The organism is Flavobacterium sp. UBA4854 (genome assembly GCF_002399805.1).
GTDB lineage: Bacteria > Bacteroidota > Bacteroidia > Flavobacteriales > Flavobacteriaceae > Flavobacterium > Flavobacterium ginsengisoli.
Genome location: NZ_DHEI01000107.1, coordinates 5,032 through 8,797 on the forward strand (window position 1 = coordinate 5,032; position 3,766 = coordinate 8,797).

Below are 3,766 nucleotides of genomic sequence, written 5' to 3' on the forward strand. Positions count from 1 at the left end.
GCTCTTGGTGTTGGCTCGCACTTGGAATTCTGGGGATTTCCTTCTGAAAATATTATTGAGAAAGATTGGTATTCTAAAATAGAATTAGATGAAAATCTAACAATTCACACCACGCCATCAAGACATTTTTCGGGTAGAGGTTTTAAAAGATGCAATACGCTTTGGACTTCTTTTGTTTTAGAAAGCAAGGATTTTAAAATGTATTTGGGCGGAGACAGTGGCTACGACAAGCATTTTGCCGAAATTGGCGAAAAATACGGACCGTTTGATATTGCTTTAATTGATAATGGACAATACAACGAAAGTTGGAAATATATTCATAATTTACCTCAAGATGTGATAAAAGCCATGAAAGACCTGAAAACAAAAAGAGTATTTCCGGTACATTCTTCTAAGTTTTCATTATCACTTCACGCTTGGGACGAACCTTTGAAAAAAGTAACCGAATTGAATAGTTTGTCTGAAAATCCGATTCCGTTAATTACACCAATGATTGGCGAAATTGTTGAATTGAAAAATGATAAACAAGAATTTAAACAGTGGTGGAAAGGGGTTAACTAATGTTATGAATTATGAATTCTAAAAAGAATTATAAATCCATGCAATGTCACCCTGAGCGAAGTTGAAGGGCGCTACAATTGACACTAGAGCTTCGACTTCCTTCAGCCTGACAAAAATGAGCAAAACTTGAAACATGAAACTTTAAAACCTGAAACAAACTAAAAACCGTGAAACCAAAAATAATATTTCTATCCTTTTTCTTCCTTTTAATAACTAATGTCTTTTCTCAAAACACCTATGTATTTTTAGGGTCTTACAATCGTGATAAAACTGCTGAAGCTATTCAAGTATATCAATTGGATACCTTAAACGGAAAATTGACCAAATTTACTTCAGCCAAAAACATTATAAATCCGTCTTATTTGACGGTTTCGCCAAACGGAAAATATGTTTATGCCTGCACAGACACTAAAACGCCAAATGCAGGAAGCGTAAGCAGTTTTGAATTTAATCCGTCAGCAAAAACTTTGACTTTTTTGAACAGTCAAAGAAGCGGTGGCGAAAACCCTGTTTATGTCAGTGTTCACAAAAAAGGAAAATGGCTTGCCAATGCCAATTATACAGAAGGAAGTGTTTCTGTCTATCCTATTTTAGAAAATGGTAAAATTGATTCGATTGCCCAGAATTTTCAGTATATGGACGGAAGCGTAAATAAAGACAGACAAACTAGATCTCACGTACATTCGGCGGTATTTTCTCCGCAATGCGATTATTTGTTTTTGCCCGATTTAGGAGCCGACAAAATACGCTGTTATGCTTTTGATGAAAATCTGAAAAAGCCATTAGTAGAAACTAAAAATCCGTTTACGAAAACCGATTTAGAAGCTGGTCCAAGACATTTAACCTTTCATCCAAATCAAAAATATGGATATTGCATTGAAGAAATGGCTGGACAAGTCAGCGTTTACAGTTATGAAAATGGTGTTTTAAATAAAATCCAACGCATTGTTACGCATTCAGATAAAATAAAAGATGGCTTTGAAAGTTCTGATATTCATATTTCTCCTGATGGAAAATTTTTATACGCAACGAATCGCGGCAAAGAAAACAATATTGCCATTTTCTCTATCGATGAAAATGGTCTTTTAAAAAACATTGGCTATCAATCAACTTTAGGAAAGCATCCGAGAATTTTTGCTCTCGATGAAAGCGGAAAATTTTTGGTTGCGTCGAATGTTTTAACCGGAAATGTAATTGTTTTTAAAAGAGATTCGAAAACTGGACTATTAAAAAAAGTAGGAAAAGAAGTGAAAATGGAGAATGTTTCTTGCGTACAGATTAAACAGATTTAATTTTCTTATAGATAATCTTGTCATTTCGAGGAACGAGAAATCTTCGCAAGTTGCTCGACAAAGATTGATTCTCGTTGTGGAGTTTCTTGCGAAGATTTCTCGTTCCTCGAAATGACAAACTTTGTGTTAAAAATAATTAAAAAAACATGACAATAAATAACTTCAATTTACAGCCAGATTTCTTAGAAAATGAAATCTCCAAGTTAGTTCCTTTAAAAGAAGAACATTTCGAAGCATTATTTAAAGCAGCTTCTGATCCGTTAATTTGGGAACAAAATCCTGCGAAGGATCGACATGAAAGAGATGTTTTTAGAGCTTATTTTGATCTGATACTTACAAAAAGTCCGTTCCTAATTCTCGATAAACAAACCAATGAAATAATGGGAACAACGAGTTTCTACGATTACAATCCTGAAAAATCAAGTATCGGAATTGGCTATACTTTTATTACTAGAAAATATTGGGGCGGTCCTTACAATAACTCAAATAAAAAGTTGATGATGGATTATGCTTTTCAACATGTTAATTCGGTACTTTTTCATGTTGGGGCAGAAAACTTCCGTTCTCAAAAGGCAGTTTTAAAACTAGGCGCAGAAAAAATCAATGAACTGACCTTTACTATTAATGGTACCGAAGTGCCTTATTTTGAATATGAATTGAAGAAAGAAAAAGCTAAATAAAAGAAGAAAGAGTCAAGAAAAAAGAGTCTTAAAAAAAAAAACTTCTTGCCTCTTTCTTCTTGAATCTTTCTCTTCTCAAAAAAATAAAAAGATGAAAAGAATAACCGTTTTCTGTGCTTCGAGTTTTGGCACTGAAAAAATTTACGAAGAACAAGCAATCGCTTTAGGCAAAACCTTAGCCGAACAAAATATAGAATTAGTTTATGGCGGTGCAAATGTCGGTCTAATGGGCGCTGTTGCAGATGGCGCATTAAATGCTGGCGGAAAAGTAATTGGCGTGCTTCCTAATTTTTTAAGATCGAAAGAAATCGCTCATTTAGGTTTAACCGAATTGATTTTGGTCGAGAGCATGCATGAAAGAAAAACCAAAATGAACGATTTATGTGACGGTGTAATCGCACTTCCAGGTGGTTTTGGAACTCTAGAAGAACTTTTCGAAATGTTGACTTGGGCGCAATTAGGTTTGCATAAAAAACCAATCGCAATTTTGAATGTAAATGGCTATTATGATTCTCTAATAACGCTATTGCAAACTATGACAGAAAAAGGATTATTAAAAGAAGTCAATCAAAAAATGCTTTTGGTTAGCGATTCTATTGATGATTTATTAGATCAAATGAAAAATTACACTGCGCCCACTGTCGGAAAGTGGATTGATAAAAAAAAGTTATAAGTCAGAACTTAAGATCTCAATACAAATTTTAGAGTTATATTTACATTTCCTCGTTACATCTAAGTAATTAACTTCAAACAAAATGAAAACAGAAAACAACAAATATGCAAAGGCAGAAATGCTGATAAGAAAGCCTGTTTCAGAAGTTTTTCAGGCTTTTATTGATCCGCAGATTACGAGTAAATTTTGGTTTACAAAAGGATCTGGAAAATTAGAAGAAAATCAAAAAACAGAATGGACTTGGGAAATGTATGGTTTTTCTCTTTCTGTTACGACAATTGTACTTCAAGAAAATAAAAAAATTGTTATTGAATGGGGAAATCCTGACGAAATTACATTGGTAGAATGGGTTTTTAATCCGTTGAACGAAAGTGAAACTTTTGTGAGTATTACCAATTCTGGTTTTCATGGAGACACCGATAAAATTATAGATCAGGTTCGTAATTCGACTGAAGGCTTTACTTTGGTTTTGGCTGGAGCAAAAGCTTATTTAGAACATAATTTACAACTGAATTTGGTTTTGGATCGTTTTCCAAAAGGACTTGCTTAATCTTATTTAA

At 33.6% G+C, this 3,766-nt stretch carries 5 protein-coding genes; all 5 read left to right on the forward strand.

Annotation, left to right across the window (positions count from 1 at the left end; all coding sequences use genetic code 11):
• A partial coding sequence (locus tag B3J44_RS15840) for an MBL fold metallo-hydrolase (RefSeq protein WP_286969583.1) occupies window positions 1-561 on the forward strand: 561 nt, incomplete at its 5' end.
• Between the two features lie 167 nt (window positions 562-728).
• Window positions 729-1,853 (forward strand): lactonase family protein, encoded by a 1,125-nt coding sequence (locus B3J44_RS15845; RefSeq protein ID WP_286969586.1) that lies wholly within the window; start codon window positions 729-731, stop codon window positions 1,851-1,853.
• 146 nt (window positions 1,854-1,999) lie between these two features.
• Window positions 2,000-2,533: a GNAT family N-acetyltransferase gene (locus tag B3J44_RS15850; RefSeq protein ID WP_286969588.1), complete on the forward strand. Its 534-nt coding sequence runs from the start codon at window positions 2,000-2,002 to the stop codon at window positions 2,531-2,533.
• 91 nt (window positions 2,534-2,624) lie between these two features.
• On the forward strand, window positions 2,625-3,206 hold the full coding sequence (locus B3J44_RS15855; protein WP_286969590.1) for a TIGR00730 family Rossman fold protein: 582 nt from the start codon (window positions 2,625-2,627) through the stop codon (window positions 3,204-3,206).
• 82 nt (window positions 3,207-3,288) lie between these two features.
• On the forward strand, window positions 3,289-3,756 hold the full coding sequence (locus tag B3J44_RS15860) for an SRPBCC family protein (RefSeq protein ID WP_198856422.1): 468 nt from the start codon (window positions 3,289-3,291) through the stop codon (window positions 3,754-3,756).
• Window positions 3,757-3,766: the final 10 nt, after the last annotated feature.